Source organism: Collimonas silvisoli (genome assembly GCF_018305005.1).
Lineage (GTDB): Bacteria > Pseudomonadota > Gammaproteobacteria > Burkholderiales > Burkholderiaceae_D > Collimonas > Collimonas silvisoli.
In genome coordinates, this window is record NZ_JAGQEG010000105.1 from 1 (window position 1) to 19040 (window position 19040).

At 57.6% G+C, this 19040-nt stretch carries 19 protein-coding genes, 1 other RNA gene and 1 pseudogene; 6 read left to right on the plus strand and 15 right to left on the minus strand.

Annotated features, from left to right (window positions below):
* From KHU33_RS21925 to rnpB, 12 genes and pseudogenes are all read right to left on the minus strand, one after another.
* Positions 1 to 445: pseudogene (locus KHU33_RS21925) on the minus strand (helix-turn-helix domain-containing protein); the annotation flags it as partial.
* A 144-nt stretch (positions 446 to 589) separates the two neighbouring features.
* On the minus strand, positions 590 to 1456 hold the full coding sequence (locus KHU33_RS21930; protein ID WP_211466877.1) for a cytochrome c oxidase subunit 3: 867 nt from the start codon (positions 1454 to 1456) through the stop codon (positions 590 to 592).
* Positions 1457 to 1506: 50 nt separating this feature from the next.
* Positions 1507 to 1722, minus strand: coding sequence for a DUF2970 domain-containing protein (locus KHU33_RS21935; protein ID WP_211466879.1), 216 nt, complete (start codon positions 1720 to 1722; stop codon positions 1507 to 1509).
* A gap of 47 nt (positions 1723 to 1769) precedes the next feature.
* The gene (locus KHU33_RS21940; protein ID WP_211466881.1) at positions 1770 to 2354 is read right to left on the minus strand and encodes a cytochrome c oxidase assembly protein; all 585 of its coding nucleotides are present in this window, start codon (positions 2352 to 2354) and stop codon (positions 1770 to 1772) included.
* Positions 2355 to 2525: 171 nt separating this feature from the next.
* A complete protein-coding gene (ctaD, locus tag KHU33_RS21945) occupies positions 2526 to 4139 on the minus strand; it encodes a cytochrome c oxidase subunit I (protein ID WP_211466883.1) in 1614 nt (537 codons plus the stop codon).
* Positions 4140 to 4155: 16 nt separating this feature from the next.
* Positions 4156 to 5328, minus strand: coding sequence for a cytochrome c oxidase subunit II (gene coxB / locus KHU33_RS21950; protein ID WP_211466885.1), 1173 nt, complete (start codon positions 5326 to 5328; stop codon positions 4156 to 4158).
* Positions 5329 to 5360: 32 nt separating this feature from the next.
* Positions 5361 to 5816, minus strand: coding sequence for a DUF2244 domain-containing protein (locus tag KHU33_RS21955; RefSeq protein WP_211466887.1), 456 nt, complete (start codon positions 5814 to 5816; stop codon positions 5361 to 5363).
* Positions 5817 to 6142: 326 nt separating this feature from the next.
* Positions 6143 to 7312: an enoyl-CoA hydratase/isomerase family protein gene (locus KHU33_RS21960; RefSeq protein ID WP_211466889.1), complete on the minus strand. Its 1170-nt coding sequence runs from the start codon at positions 7310 to 7312 to the stop codon at positions 6143 to 6145.
* The gene (locus KHU33_RS21965; RefSeq protein WP_211466891.1) at positions 7309 to 8094 is read right to left on the minus strand and encodes an enoyl-CoA hydratase; all 786 of its coding nucleotides are present in this window, start codon (positions 8092 to 8094) and stop codon (positions 7309 to 7311) included. Before KHU33_RS21965 ends, KHU33_RS21960 begins: the two co-directional genes overlap by 4 nt.
* Entirely contained in the window at positions 8091 to 9260 is a 1170-nt protein-coding gene (locus tag KHU33_RS21970) for an acyl-CoA dehydrogenase family protein (protein WP_211466893.1), read from the minus strand. Before KHU33_RS21970 ends, KHU33_RS21965 begins: the two co-directional genes overlap by 4 nt.
* Positions 9261 to 9431: 171 nt before the next feature.
* Positions 9432 to 9986, minus strand: coding sequence for a fasciclin domain-containing protein (locus KHU33_RS21975; RefSeq protein WP_211466895.1), 555 nt, complete (start codon positions 9984 to 9986; stop codon positions 9432 to 9434).
* 136 nt (positions 9987 to 10122) lie between these two features.
* Positions 10123 to 10448: RNase P RNA component class A (rnpB, locus tag KHU33_RS21980), an RNA gene on the minus strand.
* A gap of 215 nt (positions 10449 to 10663) precedes the next feature.
* On the opposite strand from rnpB, the gene KHU33_RS21985 reads away from it, so the two are divergent.
* From KHU33_RS21985 to KHU33_RS22010, 6 genes are all read left to right on the plus strand, one after another.
* Positions 10664 to 11932, plus strand: a complete 1269-nt coding sequence (locus KHU33_RS21985) for a D-amino acid dehydrogenase (RefSeq protein WP_211466897.1) — start codon at positions 10664 to 10666, stop codon at positions 11930 to 11932.
* A 12-nt stretch (positions 11933 to 11944) separates the two neighbouring features.
* On the plus strand, positions 11945 to 12862 hold the full coding sequence (locus tag KHU33_RS21990) for an ornithine cyclodeaminase family protein (RefSeq protein ID WP_211466899.1): 918 nt from the start codon (positions 11945 to 11947) through the stop codon (positions 12860 to 12862).
* A gap of 84 nt (positions 12863 to 12946) precedes the next feature.
* Positions 12947 to 13618, plus strand: coding sequence for a MarC family protein (locus KHU33_RS21995; protein ID WP_211466901.1), 672 nt, complete (start codon positions 12947 to 12949; stop codon positions 13616 to 13618).
* Positions 13619 to 13681: 63 nt separating this feature from the next.
* On the plus strand, positions 13682 to 13831 hold the full coding sequence (locus tag KHU33_RS22000; protein ID WP_211466903.1) for an entericidin A/B family lipoprotein: 150 nt from the start codon (positions 13682 to 13684) through the stop codon (positions 13829 to 13831).
* Between the two features lie 254 nt (positions 13832 to 14085).
* Positions 14086 to 14370, plus strand: a complete 285-nt coding sequence (locus KHU33_RS22005; protein ID WP_211466905.1) for an HU family DNA-binding protein — start codon at positions 14086 to 14088, stop codon at positions 14368 to 14370.
* Between the two features lie 56 nt (positions 14371 to 14426).
* Entirely contained in the window at positions 14427 to 15002 is a 576-nt protein-coding gene (locus KHU33_RS22010; RefSeq protein WP_230414473.1) for a septal ring lytic transglycosylase RlpA family protein, read from the plus strand.
* Here the strand turns inward: KHU33_RS22010 and KHU33_RS22015 are convergent, their stop codons facing one another.
* From KHU33_RS22015 to KHU33_RS22025, 3 genes are all read right to left on the minus strand, one after another.
* A complete protein-coding gene (locus KHU33_RS22015; protein ID WP_211466909.1) occupies positions 15003 to 15767 on the minus strand; it encodes an enoyl-CoA hydratase in 765 nt (254 codons plus the stop codon).
* Between the two features lie 247 nt (positions 15768 to 16014).
* Positions 16015 to 17208 (minus strand): acetyl-CoA C-acyltransferase, encoded by a 1194-nt coding sequence (locus KHU33_RS22020; RefSeq protein ID WP_211466911.1) that lies wholly within the window; start codon positions 17206 to 17208, stop codon positions 16015 to 16017.
* 18 nt (positions 17209 to 17226) lie between these two features.
* On the minus strand, positions 17227 to 19040 hold a 1814-nt coding region (locus KHU33_RS22025; protein WP_211466913.1), incomplete at its 5' end, for a 3-hydroxyacyl-CoA dehydrogenase family protein.

Sequence of the window (19040 nt, forward strand, 5' to 3'; positions counted from 1 at the left end):
TAGGCCTGGCGGCTGATACCCATGTGGCGGCAAGCCCGCTCTATGCTCAGTCCTTCGACTTGACCACTAGAGATAGCTTGCCTGAAGACTTTTTTACGGTCACCCCGTGTTCATCGCGCATGATGTTGATCACCGTCTCGAACAGGGCCGATTTCTGCTTCTCTTCCTTGAGTTGGCGCTCCAGCTCCTTGATGCGCTGTTCTGGCGTTAATGGCTTGCTCGGTTTGTTTGTCATCGTCGCTCTCCGCTTGCTTGGGCCCCTTGGTTGTGTCCAATCCTGCAGACCGTGTTTGCGACACCATACCAAAACTGTCGAGCGCCCCTGAATTCCATACCGCTTTTGCGCCTGCTTATACGTCATCTCGCCTTTTTCTACCTGCTCGACAACGCTCAATTTAAAAGCCAGGCTGTAATCACGTTGGCTGCGCCGCATCTCTTGCTCCATTTGACACTCCTTCTCTTCATCGAAAAAGTGTCAACCTAATTCAGGACGGGTCACTTACAGTAAAAAAGGCCGCACCGAAGTGCGGCCTTTCTTTTATGCGCCTATTTTATGCGCTGATTTCATGTACTTTTGCAGTTTTTGCCATTACAGCCAATACACCACGACGTACAGCCCGAGCCAGACAACGTCCACAAAGTGCCAATACCAGGCCGCGCCTTCAAATGCGAAATGGTGATCCGGGGTGAAATGCCCTTTCAGGACACGGAACAGCACCACTGACAGCATGATGGCGCCGATGGTGACATGGAAGCCGTGGAAACCGGTCAGCAGGAAGAATGTCGAACCGTAAACGCCGGAAGTCAGCCTCAGGTTGTAATCGTTATACGCTTCGATGTATTCGGCAGCCTGGAAGCCCATGAAAGTCGCACCCAGCACAATCGTCGCGAACAGCCAGAATGCTGTCTTGAAACGATGACCGGAGCGCAGTGCGTGGTGAGAAATCGTCAAGGTTACGCCGGAGGCCAGTAACAAAGCGGTATTGATGGTGGGGATCGGGAATGGTCCCATGGTGGTGAAGGAATCAACCGTGCCGGCCGGGCCGGCGTTGCCCCAATGCGCGGCAAAGTCTGGCCACAGCAGCTTGTTGTCGAGGTCGCCCAGCCACGGCATCGCAATGCTGCGGGCGTAGAACAAGGCGCCGAAAAACGCGGCGAAAAACATCACTTCAGAGAAGATGAACCAGCTCATGCTCCAGCGATACGAGGTATCGATACGAGCGCTGTACAGGCCGCCTTCGGATTCGCGGATGGAATCGCTGAACCATTTGTACAGCACGATCAGGAACGACAGGATACCGATCCCGCACAGTTCAGGTCCCCACACGACGCTATTGACCCACGCTGCAGCACCAGCCATCGTCGCCAGTAGCGATACACCTCCCAGCACCGGCCACTTGGACGGGCCAGGGATGAAATAGTAAGGTGCATTGCCTTGTTGAGAACTCATTTCCATCTCCCGATACAAATTTAGTTAGTTACTTGCTGTGAGTTACTGTACTGCGTTTATTTCGCGACGACCAGTTTCACGATGGTGATCAGGATCGCAATAAAAATCAAGGCGCCGAGTATTCCGGCTATCACTACATGCACCGGATTCAAGCCGGCTGCATCGCTTTCGTAATCTTTCCTTTTGCGCACACCGAAGAACGACCAGAATACCGCTTTCATGGTGGCGCCGAATGAGGCTTTACGGCGGCTTGCTTGCTTCAGATCCGACATTGAGTACCCCAGGTTACACTGCTGATCACGCTGCAGAATCAGCCGTGCTAAGTTGGTTTATCCGGTTGCCCCGCAATTTCAAAAAACGTATAGGACAAGGTGATCACCTTTACATCTTTAGGTATAGCAGGATCTATGTAAAACACCACCGGCATTTCCTTGGCCTGGTTGGGGCCAAGAGTTTGCTGGGTGAAACAGAAACATTCGACCTTCTTGAAGAAAGCCGCCGCCTGCTGCGGCGCATAACTCGGAATCGCCTGCGCATCCATCTTGCGCGATTGCTTGTTCACGACTTCATATACCACCTGCGTCATTTCGCCTGGATGGACCTGCAAGCTGCTCACTGTCGGCCTGAAACGCCAGGGGCCTTGCGAATTGCCGTCGAATTCCACGGTAATCGTCCGGCTCTTGTCGATCTGGGTATTGGCCGGCGCTTCCACCGTGGCGTCTTTCGGCGTCAGGTAATTGACGCCGGTGATCTCGCAAATCTTTTTATACACCGGCACCAGGCCATAACCGAAGCCGAACATCAGCACCGCAATCACCAGCAGCTTGCCCAGCATCTGACCGTTCAATTTTCTTGATTCGGCGGCGGTATCGTTGCCTTTGCCGTTATCTGCAGGATCGGTCATCTACTTGAACCACAGCATCTTGACGAAGATCGCAATGAAGAAGCTCAAGGCAAGCAGACCTACCAGCAATCCGGTACGTACGTTATCAGGCTTTTTTTTGGGAGCATTCATTTTGGCCAATCTCACAGAATTGGCGGGCCGTGTCTAGCACCTTAGCACCCGCCGCTGCCATTATTTAAAGGTCGGTGGCGTTTCGAAAGTATGGAAAGGCGCTGGGCTAGGCACAGTCCACTCCAGGCCCTCGGCGCCATCCCACGGCTTGTCGGCTGCCTTCTTGCCGCCCTTGATCGACGGAATGATCACGAAGAACAGGAAGTAGACCTGGCTCAGGCCGAAACCGAGAGCGCCGATCGAAGCCAGCATGTTGAAATCGGTGAACTGCGCCGGGTAATCGGCGTAGCGGCGCGGCATGCCGGCCAGGCCCAGGAAGTGCATCGGGAAGAAAGTCACGTTGAACCAGATCAGCGAATTCCAGAAGTGGATCTTGCCGCGGGTTTCGTTGTACATGAAACCGGTCCACTTCGGACCCCAGTAGTAATAACCGGCGAACAGCGCAAACAGGGAGCCGGCCACCAGTACGTAGTGGAAGTGCGCCACCACGTAATAGGTATCCTGCATCTGGATGTCGATCGGAGTGACCGCCAGGATCAGGCCGGTGAAGCCGCCCATGGTGAACACGAAGATGAAGCCGATGGCGAACAGCATCGGCGTTTCGAAAGTCATCGAACCGCGCCACATGGTGGCGATCCAGTTGAAAATCTTGACGCCGGTAGGCACCGCGATCAGCATCGTTGCATACATGAAGAACAGCTGCGCAGTCACCGGCATGCCGGTAGTGAACATGTGGTGGGCCCAGACGATGAACGACAGGATCGCGATCGAAGCAGTGGCGTACACCATCGATGCATAGCCGAACAGTTGCTTGCGCGCGAACGCCGGGATGATCTGCGAGACGATGCCGAACGCCGGCAGAATCATGATGTACACCTCTGGGTGTCCGAAGAACCAGAAGATGTGCTGATACATCACAGGATCGCCGCCGCCGGCAGCGTTAAAGAATGATGTGCCGAAATGGCGATCGGTCAATGTCATGGTGATCGCGCCGGCCAGCACTGGCATCACGGCGATCAGCAGGTAAGCGGTGATCAGCCAGGTCCAGCAGAACATCGGCATCTTCATCAGCGTCATGCCAGGCGCGCGCATATTGAGGATGGTGGTGATGATGTTGATCGAACCCATGATCGACGAGGCGCCCATGATATGGATGGCGAAAATCGCCATGTCCATGCCGGGTCCCATCTGGGTCGACAGCGGTGCGTACAGCGTCCAGCCGGCAGCAGTTGCGCCGCCTGGCACCAGGAACGAAGTCGCCAGCAGCAAGGCAGCCGGCGGCATCAGCCAGAACGAGAAATTGTTCATCCGCGCAAAAGCCATGTCGGAAGCGCCGATTTGCAGGGGAATCATCCAGTTAGCAAAGCCGACGAAAGCCGGCATGATGGCGCCGAACACCATCACCAGGCCGTGCATCGTGGTCAGCTGGTTGAAAAATTCAGGCTGGAAGAATTGCAGGCCGGGCTGGAACAGCTCAGCGCGGATCAGCAGCGCCAGCACGCCGCCCGACAGCAGCATGGTGAAGGAGAACCACAGGTACAGAGTACCGATGTCCTTGTGATTGGTGGCGAACAACCAGCGCCGCCAGCCATGGGGATGCTCATGTTCGTGCCCATGCGCGTGGTCATGGTCCTGAGAATGATCGTGTGCGTGATCGACTGCGGTAGTGCTCATCTCAATCTCCTAAGTATTACTTACGCGCAGCCAGCACTTCAGCCGGTTGGACAATATTTTCCTGAGCCTTGTTGGACCAGTTGTTACGGGTATAGGTAATCACCGCAGCAATTTCGGTATCCGACAACGAGCCTTTCCAAGGCGGCATTGTCAGGTTGCCGGTGATCTTGCCGTTCAACACAACATTGATCTGTTCAGCACGCGGGCCGTTGACGACCGGGTCGCCATCCAGCGCCGGGAATGCGCCGGGCACGCCCTTGCCGGTAGCCTGGTGGCAGACCGCGCAATTTGCTGTGTAGACTTTTTCGCCGCGTTGTTTCAGCTCGTCGATGGTCCAGGTCTTGGTCGGATCATCCGCCTGTGCGGCCATTTCCTTTTTCTTGCCGTCGACCCAGGCCTTGTAGTCAGCTTCGCTGAGGACGTTGACCACGATAGGCATAAAGGCGTGGTCCTTACCGCACAACTCAACGCATTGGCCGCGGTAGCTGCCGACCTTCTCTGCCTTGAACCAGGTATCGCGCACAAACCCGGGGATCGCATCTTGCTTGACGCCGAACGCTGGAATACCCCAGGAGTGAATCACGTCGTTAGCCGTGGTGATGATGCGGACCTTCTTGTTGACCGGGACCACCATCGGATTGTCGACTTCGATCAGGTAGTTGTCGTTCTTGACCTTGGTCGAGTCGACCACCTGTTCATGCGGCGTCGACAGATTGGACAAGAAGGAAATGCCGGAACCTTCGCCGCTCAGGTAGTCATAGCCCCATTTCCATTGCATGCCGGTGACTTTGATCGTGAGGTCGGCATTGGAAGTGTCCTTCATCGCCACCACAGTCTTGGTGGCAGGCAGCGCCATGCCGATAACGATGAGGAAAGGCACCACGGTCCAGGCGATTTCGACGCCGGTGCTTTCGTGGAAGCTGGCCGATTTGTGGCCGAGCGATTTGCGATGTTTGAGGATGGAGTAGAACATCACCCCGAAAACAGCCAAGAAAATCACCAGGCAGATGATCAGCATCAAATGATGCAGATCATAGATTTGCTGAGCAATTTGCGTCACCGGCGGTTGAAAGTTCATCTGCAGTACCGCTGGACCGCCCGGACTATCGACCACCGCCCATGACGGCATAGCTGCCGACAAGAGCGAGGCACCGAGCATCAACGATATAAGGCGCTTCGCATATTCCATGATTTCCTCAAAAGCCCAAAATTATAATTATGTCAACCGCTAGACACTCGGTCGCGCTGTAGCTCCTGCCGCAGCTCCAGAACAAACTCGCGCCGCTTCCGTTCCGTCAAAAACTGCCCTACTTCGACCCTGGCGCCAAGCGCCTCGATATCTATCAGGCCCTTGTTCGTCTCTTGCACCACAATCCGGATCGAACGCAAATCCAGCTTGAATTGTCGAATTTCCTGTGCCTGTATCACTTCCACAAGCAGATAATCGTCCAGCATCGCTATGTGCTCGCGGTCCGTGGCATGTCGTGCATAGATCAGAAACGCGATTGCTACCGCAGACATTTCCAAAACCGCAAACAGCAATACAAACCAGGCGCCGCGCAAAGTAAAGCCGATTGCCACGGCAAACGATGTGGCACAGAGGATCGCATAGAAAAAACCAAGTTGGCGCGGCGCAATTGCGCAGTTACGCCTCAAGTCCCATTCTCGCTTAATCATGTTGCACAATCGACACCTAGCAAGTGGCCCTACTCACAAGCTAAAACCTTCGAAGTATAAGGGGTAACTGAATATGTTATCAAGGAGAATCAAATGCCGGATACAGGCCGTTCGCTGGCCGGTAAAACTGCGTTTTTACCTCTGCACGACGCCAATTAACTCCCTGAGAAATCGCTGGATTATGGCTTTTTCGATATGTTTCATATGGGAAATTTCTTATATTAATGAAGGGGCCGGACAAATTGCCATGTAGTCAATCGACAACCCGTGCCGGCATTCCGCCGCCGCGTTTTGTCCTTATCAAACAAGAGGTTGCCGCTGACTCGCTAACCCAAGTCAGCCAAAGGATGCGACGCAGCGGTCCACGGATCGTCGAAAAACCCGTTCCCCCATTCGCTGCCCACAGCCACCAGCGTTGCCGGCTGCCATTTCGGCTGGCGATCCTTGTCGATAATCAGCGCCCGGATGCCTTCGGCAAAATCGGCACGGGCGGCGCAGTGCAAGGAAACCACATATTCCAGCCGGAAAACTTCGGCCAGCGACATATGCCGCGCCCGTTTCTGCAGAGCGTGCGATAGCCAGGCCGAACCCGGACTGCCGGCCGCCAGCGTAGCGCTGCCTTTTTGCAGCCATGGGTCATCGGTTTTCAATTCGACGATATTGCGCACAACTTCAGCCAGGGTCGGCGCACTGCACAGCCGGTTGATCAATTCAAAATGCTGCTGCAATGGCTTGGCCCCCGCCACCCATGCCGCGGCGCCCAGGCGTTCGGCGTTTTGCAATAGCCGGCTTAGCAAGACATCGTCCTGCTGTCCGTCCCACGGCTGGGTCAGCAAGCTCGCCAGCACGGACTGCTTTTGCCCATGACTGATCTGGTAATCGGCCAGCCGGGCAAAGACGGCGTCGGCCGCACCGATGGAGGCGCCGCTCAACGCCAGGAACAGACCGATCTGCCCCGGCATGCGGTTCAGGAACCAGGTGCCGCCCACGTCCGGATACAGGCCGATGGCAATCTCCGGCATCGCCAGCCGCGATTTTTCGGTCACCACGCGATGGCTGGCGCCCGCCATCAAGCCGATCCCGCCGCCCATCACGATGCCATGCCCCCACGCCAGGATCGGCTTGGGATAAGTGTGGATCAGGTAGTCGAGCCGATATTCGCGCTCGAAAAAATCGCAGGCGTAGGGATTGCTCCGGATATCCTCCGGCCCGCCGGTGGCATGCTGATCGAGCATGGTGCGGTACAAACCCTGTAAATCGCCGCCGGCGCAAAAAGCCTTTTCACCGGCTGCCTGCAGCAGCACCATCGCCAGTTGCGGATCGGCGGCCCACAGCCGTAGTTGCCGGTCCAGCAAATCGACCATTTCCAGCGATATCGCATTCAGCGTCTTTTCGACATTCAGCGTGGCGACGCCGATGCGCTTGCCATTGTCGGTTGCCAGTTCTTCGAACAAAGCGGGTGCTGCATTTGCGGTCAAATTTGCTTCTGCCATCATTGATTGCTCCACACGGCAGAACGCTTTTGCAAGAAGGCATTCACGCCTTCTTTTTGATCCTGGGTATCAAACAGATCAAGGAACAATTCGCGCTCCACCGGCAGCAAGCTCGCCAAAGGATTGCTGCGCGCGCCCTGGATCAGTTTCTTGCAGGCGCTGATGCTGGAAGGGCTTTGCCTGGTGACTTGTTCGGCCAGCGCCAGGGCGCGTTGCCTGGCTTCGCCTTTTTTTACCACCTCCTCGACCAGGCCGATGCGTAACGCCGTCTCGGCATTGACGCGCTCGCCGCACAAGATCATGCGCTTGGCCCAGCCTTCGCCCACCAGCCATGGCAGATTCTGGGTGCCGCCGGCGCACGGCAGCAGGCCGACCGAGGCCTCCGGCAATGCCATTTGCGCATGTTCCTCGGCGATGCGCAGATCGCAAGCCAGTGCGCATTCCAGGCCGCCGCCCATGGCGTAACCGTTGATGGCGGCGATCGAGACGCCGCGAAAGCCCGAGAGTGTTTCGAATGCCTCGCCAAAACGACGTGCCATTTCCCGCGCCATGACCTTGTCGCCATCGGCAAACAGTTTCAGGTCAGCGCCGGCGGAAAAGAATTTTTCGCCTTCGCCGGTAAGCACCAGGCTATAAATATTCTTGTCCTGGTTCAGCGTCTGCACCAGCCGTGTCAGATCGCGCAAGGCGTCGCCGGTCCAGGTATTGGCCGGCGGATTAGTCATCGTGACGACGGCGGTATGGCCGATGATTTCCAGGCGCAGGTTGGTGTAGATGGTGCTCATCGGATGTCCTCGTTGGATGCGTTGCTCAGTAATTGGCGGGCAATGATCACACGCATGATTTCGTTGGTGCCTTCCAGAATCTGATGTACGCGGACATCGCGGAAATGGCGCTCCAGCGGGTATTCGCGGATGTAACCGTAACCGCCGTGGATTTGCAGTGCCTCGTTGCAGATTTGAAAACCGATGTCGGTGGCGAAGCGTTTCGCCATCGCACAGTATGTGGTCGCGTTCGGGTCCTTGGCATCCAGCTTGCTGGCCGCCAGGCGCACCATCTGGCGCGCGGCCACCAGTTCAGTCTGCATATCGGCCAGCTTGAATTGCAGTGCCTGGAAATCCGACAGCGGCCGGTTGAATTGGCGGCGCTGGCCCATGTACGCGTGCGCTGCATCCAGGGCTGCCTGGGCGGTGCCGACCGAACAAGTGGCGATATTGATGCGGCCGCCATCCAGCCCGCGCATCGCCAGACGGAAACCTTCGCCCTCTTGTCCCAGCAGATGATCGGCGGGAATCCGCACATCGTCGAAACTGATAGTGCGCGTCGGCTGGCTGTTCCAGCCCATCTTTTCTTCCTTGCGCCCGTAACTGATGCCGGGCGTATCGGCCGGCACCACGAACGCCGATACGCCGTGCGCGCCGCCGGCGCCGGTGCGCGCCATCAAGACCAGAACATCGGTGGCGCCGGCGCCGGAAATAAACGCCTTGGAGCCGTTGATCACATACTCGCCATGCTCACCATTAACCAGTTGCGCGGTCGTTTTCAAAGACGCGGCATCCGAGCCTGAGCCCGGCTCGGTCAGGCAGTAGGAGCCCAGTTTCTGGCCGCTCGCCAGTTTTCCGCACCAGCCCTCGCGTACTGCCGGCGTGGCCCAGTTGGCGATCATCCAGCTCACCATGTTGTGGATCGTCAGGTAGGCCGTGGTCGAGGTGCAGCCGCGCGCCAGTTCCTCGAATACGATGGTGGCGTCCAGCCGCGACAGACCCAGGCCGCCCACTTCTTCCGGGGTATACAAACCGCAGAAACCCAACTCACCGGCCTTGGCGATGACGTCGGTCGGGAAGATGCCTTCGGCATCCCATTTGGCGGCGTGCGGCGCCAGTTCTCCGGCGGCAAAGTCACGCGCAGTCTGCTGAAATGCGCGCTGATCCTCAGATAATTCGAAATCCATGGTGCTTGTCTCCAATGCGGATGGGTGTTTGTTATTACTGCTGTCGGTAATATCTATCTCCGCAGAATAGCAATAATTGACGTTAACGTAAACGTCACCCAATCCATTTGGACGAAAAAAAAAAGGCGACCTGCCGTCGCCCTTCCTCGTGCTCTGCCATGCCGCCTGTAGCTACTTAGGCAACAACACAGTATCGATAACATTGATCACGCCATTCGACTGGTAAACGTCATAGGTGCTGATGTTGGCAACATGGCCGCCGTCGTCAGTGACGTAAATATTGTGCGGACCGTTTTGTGCAAAGCTCAGCATGCCGCCGCTGGCGGTTGGCAGTTCGGCTTTGCCGTTGCCTTTCTTGATGGCGCTTTCCAGCCTGGCGAAATCATATCGGCCTGGCACTACGTGATAAGTCAGGATTTTGCTCAGGGTTGCCTTGTTTTCCGGCTTGACCAAGGTGTCCACCGTACCGGCCGGCAGTTTGGCGAAAGCGGCGTTGGTCGGTGCAAATACGGTGAACGGGCCCTTGCCCTTGAGGGTTTCTACCAGGCCGGCAGCCTTTACTGCGGCAACCAAAGTGGTGTGATCGGCCGAATTGACTGCGTTGTCGACGATGTCCTTGCTGGGGTACATGCTCTGGCCGCCGACCATCACGGTATTTTCTGCGTAAGCCGCACTGGCGGCGATCAGAGCTGCGGATAAAGCGAAAGCATAGCGAAGTGTGCGCATGATGATTCCTTTGAAAGAAAATCAGTTTTCGGAGCCTGCACAGTCATATACGCAACTGTCTCGAAACTGGATTCGCCGGATTCAAAAAATCATGCGAGAGGCGTGGTGGCGATGCCGATGCCGCATCGCCGAAAGAAAATGAAGTAAGCCGATAGGCCGGATTCTGTTACGACGCTCAGGCTTGCGCCCTTGCGTTATGACAACCATTCCTCTAGGCGCTGGATTACTCCAGCGCTCAAGCTTCCTACCCGCACGCTCCGCGAGCAACATCAACGCGTGCCTATTTGGAATTGCTCCGAGTGGAGGTTACCGCGTTTCACCGTAACTTAATACGCTCGTCTCTGTGGCCCTATTCCTCGCCTCACGGCGGACGGCCGTTAACCGTCACCCTGCTCTATGGAGTCCGGACCTTCCTCCCGCCAACGCATTGCTGCGTCGGCCAGCGGCTGTCTGGCTTACTTCTGGCGGCATTCTACCGCAACGAGAGCAGCAGCTCGCGACATTTCGCTGCGCCCAGCTGATCAGACCCGGCTGACGATGCCAAAACAGCATGAGACAGAATATCTGCGCATACGTATAGTATTCAGAACTTTTTGTGCCGCAATATCGCAACATCAGCCGGTTCGATCGCGCCGGCAAGCACCATCACTAGACACTACCGCAACAGGACAGAACAAATGCACATCTGCGTACTAGGTGCTGGCGTCATCGGCGTCACTTCCGCCTATCGGCTGCTGGAAGCCGGTCATCAAGTCACGTTGGTCGACGCCGCGGTGCTGCCGGGCAGCCAGACCAGTCTGGGCAATGGCGCGCAATTGAGTTACTCCTATGTCGCGCCGCTGGCCGATCCATCGGTCTGGCGCCATTGGCCGGAATACCTGTTCAGCGCCGATTCGCCGCTGACGCTGCGGCCGAAAATGGATCCCGCCCAATGGCGCTGGCTGCTGAAATTCCTGGCGGCCTGCAATACCAAGCGCGTCAGGCAAACCACCGTCGACCTGTTGCGGCTGGCGTTCTTCAGCCGTGAACAATTGCAGCAACTGAGACAGGCCATTCCGCTCGATTTCCAGCACCGCAGCGCCGGCAAGCTGGTGATGTACGGCGACGCCAAAGGTTTGCAGGGCGCCCGCAAGCAAATCGAATTCCAGGCCCGGTATGGCTGCCGGCAGGAAATCGTCGACACTGCGCGCTGCGTGCAAATCGAATCGGCGCTGGCCAACGCCAAACGCGACTGGGCTGGCGGCGTGTACACCGCGAGCGAAGAAGCCGGCGATTGCGCGCTGTTTTGCCGGCAACTGGTGGACGCGATGTCGCAACACCCCGGCTTCCGCTTTGCCCACTCGCAACCCGTTCATAAGCTGGAAATGCGCAGCGGCGCTTTGGTCGCAGTGCACGCCGGCCAGGAACAGATAGCTGCCGACACCTTCGTATTGGCGTTAGGTGCGGCTAGCGCCGATTTCGCACGTCTCGCCGGTTTCTCGTTACCGCTCTACCCGCTCAAAGGCTACAGCATCACGGTGCCGTTGAGCGACGCCGCCGCCCAAGCCGCAGCGCCGCAGGTATCCATTACCGATCTCTCCCAGAAAATCGTCTACGCACGGCTCGGAGACCGCCTGCGGGTGGCCGGGCGGGTGGAACTGGTCGGCATGGATCGCAGCATACCGAGCAGCGCCATCGACGAATTGAAACGCGGCGTGGCTGAATTGTTCCCGGGTTGCGGCGATCTGTCGGACGGCGCAGACTTGTCGCCATGGGCCGGATTCCGCCCTGCCACGCCGAGCGGCGTGCCGCTGATTGCGGCGGCGCCGGTCAAGAATCTGTACCTGAATGTCGGCCACGGCAGTCTCGGCTGGACCCTGGCGCATGGCAGCGCAACGCTGCTGGCGCAGTTGATGGCAGGCGAAACTACCGCCATCGACGCCAGCCCTTTTTCATTTCGCGTTTAGCAAGGGAAAACCATGAAACTCATCACCAACCAGCAAGTCGCCGAGCTGATCAATATCGGCGACGCCATCGCCGCCATGCGCCAGGCTTTCGCCGGCATCGGACAAGGCGCGCAACAAGCAAGAATCCGCACCAGCGCCGGGCCCGTCATGATGTCCAGCATGGGAGCGTTGCTGCCCGCCGCCGGTATCGCCGGTTACAAGATCTACACCACCATCAATGGCAAATTTCATTTTGTCACCGTGCTGTTTTCCACCGAGGACGGGCGGCCGCTGGCGGCAATTGAATCCGATACCATGACCGGCCTGCGCACCGCCGCCGCCACCGCGGTCGCCGCCGATCATCTGGCCAGACAAGATGTCGCCACGCTGGCGGTGATCGGCACTGGAGTCCAGGCGCACTCGCATGTGCCGGCCTTGCTGGAGGTCCGAAAATTCAAGGAAATCCTGATTGCCGGCCGCAGCGGCCAACAGCAATTTGCCGAACAGATCACGCAACAGACCGGGATTCCGGCGTGCGCTGTCAGTATCGATGAAGCGGCCCAGGCCGGTGACGTAGTCGTCACCGTGACGCGCTCGGCCGAACCGCTGTTTTCCGGCGACCTGCTGCAAGCGGGCGCCTTCGTCGCGGCGGTGGGCGCCAGCAAAGGCAATCTGCGCGAACTCGACGATCGCGCGATCGCCCGCGCCGATGCTTTGGTGGTCGAATGGAAGCCGCAGGCGCAGCAGGAGGCTGGCGATCTATTGTTGTGCAAACCGGGCATCTTCGCTTGGGAACAGGTGTGGGAACTGGGCCAGATTGTCGACGGCAGCAGCACTTACCAGCGTCAGCAAAACGATCTGGTGATCTATAAAGCGATTGGCGTCGGCGTCGAAGACATCGCCCTCTCCGGCCTGGTGTACCATCGCGCCTGCGAACGTTTCGGCTGGTAAGCCCGGCTGTGCGCGGCATTGCTTGCCGCCGCCATGCCGTCGGTCTAGAATCGGGCCACCGATGACTACTGGCGACATGCACACATGGAATTCCATTTACTTAGTTTCCTGAAGACTGTGCTGTTTGTGCTTGCCGCACTATTGCCGATCATGAATCCGCCCGGCGGCGCGCCGATTTTCCACGCACTGACCAGCACTGCTTCCGACGCCACCCGCAATTCGCTGGCGCGACGGGTAGCTATCAACTCCTTCCTGCTGCTGGTAGGCGGCATGTTCATCGGCACCCACGTACTGGCTTTTTTTGGCCTGTCGCTGCCGGTGGTGAAAGTTGCCGGCGGCTTGCTGGTGATCGCCACCGCCTGGAAAATGCTGAACTCCGACGAAATGCCTAAAGGCGAAGCCGTGCCGGAATCGCTCTGGACCGAGGAGCTGGCATCCAAGAAGGCTTTTTACCCGCTGGCGTTTCCGCTCACCGTCGGCCCCGGTTCGATCTCGGTCGCCATCACCCTCGGCGCCGGCGTGCGGGTGCCGGATATTCCGCTACCGCTGTCCATGATTGCCGCCGTCGCCGGCCTCGCATTGGCGGCGTTGGCGGTTTATCTCAGCAACCGTTTTGCCGGTGTCTTGATTCGTTTGCTGGGCGATACCGGCACCACCGTCATGCAGCGCATGACTTCGTTTATCTTGCTCTGCATCGGCGTGCAAATCCTGTGGGACGGAGTTAGCGGCCTATTGTTGTTATGGCAAGCGCATTGATTAGACTTGCACCAAAACCTGGTGATAAGATTACTGCGTTTCCAACCCCCTAAGGAGAACACCATGCTAAAGAAGATGATGTTAATCGCAGCGATGCTTGGCGCGATCGGTGCGCTGTCAGCTTGCAACACCATTGCCGGCGTAGGCAAGGATGTCCAGACCGGCGGCGAGAAAGTTCAAGACGCGGCACAGGACGTGCAAAAGAAAATGTAATTTTCTGTAGCTGTCGCAGCATTCTGCAGAGACACAAAAACCCGACCTCGCGTCGGGTTTTTAATCTTGGATCAATCAATAGCCAGGGCACGCATCAAAGCCCGACGCGACAATGTAAACAATTGAAAAATCCATGTTTTGATAAGCGTTCTTTCATCGCATTGCAATAGACTGTGCATTCGTCCAGGTCGCCGCTTTAAAGTAAGTGTGCAACTTGAATTTGCAACTCACGACTTTTTTAAGGAAATAACTCCATGAACAAAACTGAATTGATCGACGCCATTGCCGCCGATGCCGACATCTCGAAAGCCGGCGCCCAGCGCGTGCTGGATTCGGTGATAGATAATGTGACCAAGGCCGTAGCCAAAGGCGATACCGTTCAATTGATCGGATTCGGTTCGTTTTCTTCAGGCAAACGCGCCGCACGCGTTGGCCGCAATCCACGCACTGGTGAAGAAATTAAGATTGCTGCCGCCAGAACCGTCAAATTCACTGCAGGCAAGGGATTCAAAGATACCGTCAATAAAAACAAGAAATGATGTCAGGCCGGCCTCTTGAAACCACTCCAGGGGCTTGCTCGTTTTGGCCACGATTCTTGCTCATCCGCCGTCTCATTTTATTGCTGGCAACCTGTGCCGCGATTCCTGCCAGCGCAGATACAACGATGCCGCCGCCGGTTCCTGATGCATCCAGCGGACAGAACCTGCCGCACGAACACGCTGCAACCGCCAACCAAAGCCTTCATCTTGATGAGAGCATGCGCTTGCGCTCCGATCTGGGTACCGCTGTCCAGCGCGGCACGGCCTCCTGGTATGGTCCGGGTTTTCATGGCCGCAAGTCAGCGAACGGCGAGCGCTTCAATATGCATTCGATGACGGCGGCGCATCCCAATCTGCCGCTGCTCAGTTGGGTTTTGGTGCGCAATGTCCGCAACAACAAGGTGGCGCTGCTCAAGGTGACCGATCGCGGACCATATAGCAGCAGACGGATTCTCGATGTCTCTTACGCTGCGGCGAAACAACTGGGTTTCGTCCGCAGCGGCACCGCGCAGGTCGAAGTCCGCCAGCTATCGTATAGCGAAGCCAGCTGGGTGCGCCATCAACTCGATGAAGGAATCGACGTACCGGCCGCAGATGACCCGCACTCCGCGGTCAACGCCAGCGACGAGTGATCAGCAAAACTTGCTGAAATCCGGCTTCCGTTTTTCGAAAAATGCCATGAATGCTTCTGCTGCTTCCGGCGCCTTCAGCATCGCACCGAAGTGCTCGATCTCTTGCTTCATCTGCGCTTCTACCGCAGCGGTCTGGCCGCCCTTCATCAAGCGCTTGGTGACGCGGATCGACGCCGCAGGCAGCGCCACCAGCTTGGCCGCCTGTGCCTGGGCAAACGCCAGCAATTCTTCTGCCGGCAATACTTTATTGACCAGGCCCATGGCGTTGGCTTCTTCCGCCGTAAACGCCTCGCCCAGCAGCAGCTTTTCAGCCGCGCGCTGATAGCCTGCGATCTGCGGAAATATCAGGCTGGACGCAGCCTCCGGGCACAAACCGAGTTGCGTGAACGGCATCGAGAAACGTGCATTGTCGGCGGCATACACCAAGTCGCAATGCATCAGCAAGGTGGTGCCGATGCCGACCGCGGCACCCGCCACCGCAGCCACCAGCGGTTTGCTGGCATGGCTGATGTGCCACAGGAATTGAAACACCGGGCTGTCGGAGCCGGTCGGCCGATTCTTCATGAAATCTTCAAGATCGTTGCCGGCGCTGAATATCTGCGGCTTGCCGGTAAACAAAATCGCCCTAACCGCGCTATCGCTCTCCGCATCTTTCAAGGCATCGACCATAGCCTGATACATCGCGGCAGTGATCGCATTCTTCTTCTCCAGGCGATTGAATTCAATCGTCAGGATACCGTTCTCTTTACGAGTCAATATATCCATCTGTTACTCCAATTCATTGAGCGTGACATAAAGCACGCATTAAGATAAATCGCCAAACCCTAGCCTTCGAATCCATATGAGGCGCGAGAACAAGGCGCATGAGCCGCAGACAGTACGCCAGTACGGCAAGGCCATGCAACGCAGTTATCGCGCCTCATATGGATTCGAAGACGAAAAAGCCGCACGGCGGTAGCTGTACGGCTTTTTTCGTCTTTGACGATTGCTTATGACAATCTGGTTAACTTGATTACATCCGCTCGAAAATACCTGCGGCCCCCATACCGGTGCCAACGCACATGGTCACCATGCCGTACTTCAAATTGTGACGGCGCATAGCGTGGATCGCGGTCGCTGAACGAATCGCGCCGGTCGCACCCAGCGGATGGCCCAGTGCAATCGCGCCGCCCATTGGATTGACCTTGGCTGGATCCAAACCGAGATCCTGAATCACTGCCAGCGATTGCGCAGCAAATGCTTCGTTCAATTCGATCCAGTCCAGTTGGTCCTGAGTGATGCCGGCGGCGCGACACGCCGCTGGAATCGCCTCTTTCGGTCCGATCCCCATGATTTCCGGAGCCACGCCACGCACCGCAAACGAGGCGAAACGCGCCAACGGCGTCAGGTTGAATTGTTTCAGGATCTTTTCGCTGACCAGGATCAGCGCACCGGCGCCATCCGAAGTTTGCGATGAATTACCCGCAGTGACCGTGCCTTTGGCGGCAAACACTGCCTTCAACTTGGCCAAGCCTTCCATGGTGGATTCACGCGCACCTTCGTCCCGATCGACGGTACGGGTCGTGATATCGATCTGGCCAGTTGCCAGATTAGGGAAGCGTTCAATGATATCGACCGCTGTCATTTCATCCTTGAACTCGCCAGCCGCTTGCGCTGCCAGCGCACGGCGGTGTGATTCCAGCGCAAACGCATCCTGCGCTTCGCGCGACACTTTCCATTGCTGCGCCACTTTTTCGCCGGTCAGCCCCATGCCATAGGCCATGCCGATGTTTTCATCCTTGAACACAGCCATGTTGACCGATGGATGGAAGCCCATCATCGGCACCATTGACATCGATTCGGCGCCGCCTGCGAACATCACATCGGCTTGACCGACGCGAATCCGGTCGGCCGCCATCGCCACCGCGGTGATGCCGGAAGCGCAATAGCGATTGATGGTGACGCCGCCGATGGTGTTCGGCAAGCCAGCCAGCAACACGGCGTTGCGCGCCATGTTCAAGCCTTGCGCACCTTCCGGGAACGAGCAGCCGATGATCGCGTCTTCGATCAGTTTCGGATCCAGGCCCGGCACTTGCGCCAGCGCCGATTGCATTACGCGCACCAGCAGATCGTCGGGGCGCGTGTTCTTGAACATGCCGCGCGGCGCCTTGCCGATTGGAGTGCGGGTAGCGGCAACGATGTACGCATCTTGAAGTTGTTTAGTCATTTCCTGCTCCTGATTTGATTAGTTGCGCACTGGTTTGCCGGTCTGCATCATGCCCATGATCCGCTCTTGCGTCTTAGGGTTGTTCAGCAGTTCGACGAACGCTTTGCGTTCCAGGTCCAGCAACCATTGTTCATTCACCACGCTACCTTCTTCCACTTCGCCGCCGCATACGATGTTGGCGATCATGCTGCCCAGTTTGTAGTCATGCGCGGAGATGAAGCCACCGTCGCGCATGTTGACCAGTTGCGCCAGGATGGTCGCAACGCCGTAACGGCCGATGACCGCGATCTGCGCCTTCAGCGGCGGACGGTAGCCAGCGTCGAACATGGCGCGCGCCTCGACCTTGGCCACGTGCAGCAATTCGTATGGATTGAACACGATCACGTCGTCGGCTTTCAGATAACCCATGCTCTGCGCCTGCAAGGCCGATTTCGAAACATTGGCGGTTGCAGCGTTCATGAAAGACGTCTTCAGGAATTGCAGGATGTCGTTGCCCTTGGCGTCGTTGGCGGCACGTACTGCCGCTTCCTTCAAACCGCCGCCGGCAGGGATCAAGCCAACGCCGACTTCAACCAGGCCGATATACGACTCGATCGATGCTACCCGCTTGGCTGTGTGCAGTGCCAACTCACAGCCGCCGCCCAGCGCCAAACCCGCCACCGCAGCAACTACCGGCACGCTGGCATACTTGAGGCCCATGAACGCTTGCTGCAATTCAGCGACCATCGGTTCGATCGCCTTGGCGCCGCCCGACATGAACAACGGCAGCATCGATTGCAGATCGGCGCCTGCCGAGAATGCGCCGCCTTCGGCAGCATCGGCGTGCCACAGCACCAGGCCCTTGTAATTCTTTTCCGCTTCGGCCACCGCCTTGTTCAAACCGGCGATGACCCCTGGTCCGATCACATGCATCTTGGTCTTGAACGACAGGATCAGCACTTCATCGTTTTGGTGCCAGGCGCGTACCGAGTCGTCCTCGAATACGGTGGTGCCGGCAGTCTTGCCGTCGGCCACGCCTTCACCCAGCAACGGTGCGCGGAACGCCTGGCGTTGATAGACCGGCAGCGTGGAACGGGCGACATTGGCTTTCTTCGCTGGCGAATAAGAACCGTCGGCGGCGTGCACGCCGGTGCGACCGTCGAATACCCAGGCTGGCAGCGGTGCATTGCACAGCGCCTTGCCGGCGCCGATGTCTTCCTTGACCCAGCCGGCGATCTGCTGCCAGTCGGCGGCTTGCCAGATTTCGAACGGACCGACGCTCCAGCCGAAGCCCCAGCGCATGGCGAAATCGATGTCGCGCGCGTTGTCGGCGATCGATTCCATATGCACCGCGATGTAGTGGAAACCGTCGCGGAAAATGGACCACAGGAATTGCGCTTGCGGATTGGTCGATTCGCGCAGGGTTTTCATGCGCTTGACCGGATCCTTGTCTTTCAGGATGCGCGCCACCAGTTCGTCGGCCTTGCCGCCGCCGGTAACGTATTCGCCCTTGGCAGCGTCGATACGCAGAATATCCTTGCCAACCTTCTTGTAGAAACCGGCGCCGGCTTTCTGGCCCAGCGTGCCCTGCTCGACCAGCTTGGCCAGCAGCGGCGGCGTTGCGTACACGCCGTAGAACGGATCGTCCTTCAGGTTGTCCTGCATGGTCTTGATCACATGCCCCATGGTGTCCAGGCCGACCACATCGGCGGTACGGAAAGTACCGGATTTGGCGCGGCCCAGCTTGGCGCCGGTCAGGTCGTCGACAACGTCGACCGACAGGCCGAATTTTTCAGCCTGATGCACCGTCGACAAAATGCCGAACACACCCACGCGATTGGCGATGAAGTTTG

Excerpts from the sequence above, each read along its gene's own strand:
- KHU33_RS21930 (WP_211466877.1), bottom strand. The coding sequence starts at position 1,456 with ATGGAAATGAGTTCTCAACAAGGCAATGCACCTTACTATTTCATCCCT.
- KHU33_RS21935 (WP_211466879.1), bottom strand. The coding sequence starts at position 1,722 with ATGTCGGATCTGAAGCAAGCAAGCCGCCGTAAAGCCTCATTCGGCGCC.
- KHU33_RS21940 (WP_211466881.1), bottom strand. The coding sequence starts at position 2,354 with ATGACCGATCCTGCAGATAACGGCAAAGGCAACGATACCGCCGCCGAA.
- ctaD (WP_211466883.1), bottom strand. The coding sequence starts at position 4,139 with ATGAGCACTACCGCAGTCGATCACGCACACGATCATTCTCAGGACCAT.
- coxB (WP_211466885.1), bottom strand. The coding sequence starts at position 5,328 with ATGGAATATGCGAAGCGCCTTATATCGTTGATGCTCGGTGCCTCGCTC.
- KHU33_RS21955 (WP_211466887.1), bottom strand. The coding sequence starts at position 5,816 with ATGATTAAGCGAGAATGGGACTTGAGGCGTAACTGCGCAATTGCGCCG.
- KHU33_RS21960 (WP_211466889.1), bottom strand. The coding sequence starts at position 7,312 with ATGATGGCAGAAGCAAATTTGACCGCAAATGCAGCACCCGCTTTGTTC.
- KHU33_RS21965 (WP_211466891.1), bottom strand. The coding sequence starts at position 8,094 with ATGAGCACCATCTACACCAACCTGCGCCTGGAAATCATCGGCCATACC.
- KHU33_RS21970 (WP_211466893.1), bottom strand. The coding sequence starts at position 9,260 with ATGGATTTCGAATTATCTGAGGATCAGCGCGCATTTCAGCAGACTGCG.
- KHU33_RS21975 (WP_211466895.1), bottom strand. The coding sequence starts at position 9,986 with ATGCGCACACTTCGCTATGCTTTCGCTTTATCCGCAGCTCTGATCGCC.
- KHU33_RS21985 (WP_211466897.1), top strand. The coding sequence starts at position 10,664 with ATGCACATCTGCGTACTAGGTGCTGGCGTCATCGGCGTCACTTCCGCC.
- KHU33_RS21990 (WP_211466899.1), top strand. The coding sequence starts at position 11,945 with ATGAAACTCATCACCAACCAGCAAGTCGCCGAGCTGATCAATATCGGC.
- KHU33_RS21995 (WP_211466901.1), top strand. The coding sequence starts at position 12,947 with ATGGAATTCCATTTACTTAGTTTCCTGAAGACTGTGCTGTTTGTGCTT.
- KHU33_RS22000 (WP_211466903.1), top strand. The coding sequence starts at position 13,682 with ATGCTAAAGAAGATGATGTTAATCGCAGCGATGCTTGGCGCGATCGGT.
- KHU33_RS22005 (WP_211466905.1), top strand. The coding sequence starts at position 14,086 with ATGAACAAAACTGAATTGATCGACGCCATTGCCGCCGATGCCGACATC.
- KHU33_RS22015 (WP_211466909.1), bottom strand. The coding sequence starts at position 15,767 with ATGGATATATTGACTCGTAAAGAGAACGGTATCCTGACGATTGAATTC.
- KHU33_RS22020 (WP_211466911.1), bottom strand. The coding sequence starts at position 17,208 with ATGACTAAACAACTTCAAGATGCGTACATCGTTGCCGCTACCCGCACT.